The organism is Parvimonas sp. M20, assembly GCF_035282425.1.
Lineage (GTDB): Bacteria > Bacillota > Clostridia > Tissierellales > Peptoniphilaceae > Parvimonas.
Genome location: NZ_JAYKBQ010000061.1, coordinates 1 through 644 on the forward strand (window position 1 = coordinate 1; position 644 = coordinate 644).

At 54.7% G+C, this 644-nt stretch carries 2 protein-coding genes; both read right to left on the minus strand.

What is annotated here, in order from left to right; genetic code table 11:
* Positions 1-209 (minus strand): hypothetical protein (locus tag VJI93_RS08355; RefSeq protein WP_324009254.1); only part of this gene is annotated, 209 nt, incomplete at its 3' end.
* Positions 210-239: 30 nt separating this feature from the next.
* A partial coding sequence (locus VJI93_RS08360; RefSeq protein ID WP_324009255.1) for a hypothetical protein occupies positions 240-644 on the minus strand: 405 nt, incomplete at its 5' end.

The following is a 644-nucleotide window of genomic DNA, read 5'->3' on the forward strand; positions in this document are numbered from 1 at the left end:
AAGGTAAAGTTCAGCAGCATGGTAAAGGTCTGCGTCTCCTGCGACTGCTGGCGCTGCTCCAGGATGGTACCCAGATCAGGCTGGCGCAGCTCCACCTTTGCACCGAAGAAGACGAATTCGTCAGTCTTGGGCTTGGCGCCAAAAATCTTGGCGCGGATATCATTACGGCCTTGGATAACTTCGGACTTGCTCTCGGTATTGTCTGACATGCTTGGTCTCCTGTCAGGGTTGATGAACTATTAGCCAGTGATTGCCGTAGGGGCACCAGTGGCGCGGAAGTTGAAACGGAATTCATTCTGGCCTTCAAGGGCGTTGGCCAGAGTGGCTTCCGTCACGATGGCATCATGCAGAGAGCCATTGACACCATCCTGCAGATACTTCACCTTGATAGGCGTCTTATCCTGCCAGGCAGTGATGACGTCACGCACAGCGCGGTTCAGCTTCGAGTTGGCACCGAAGTACCAACGGAACGGGGCAAACACCAAATCACCGTCGGGAACCGAAAGCGAGAACGAAACCGTCTTCTCTTCCAGAGCACCGACATTGCCCGACTGATTCGTATTCATACGCTTGAAGAAGCCACGGAATACGGTATCCGGCGATGCATCGGGCGAGACCTCGATCACCCGGAGCTTGCGAGTCTT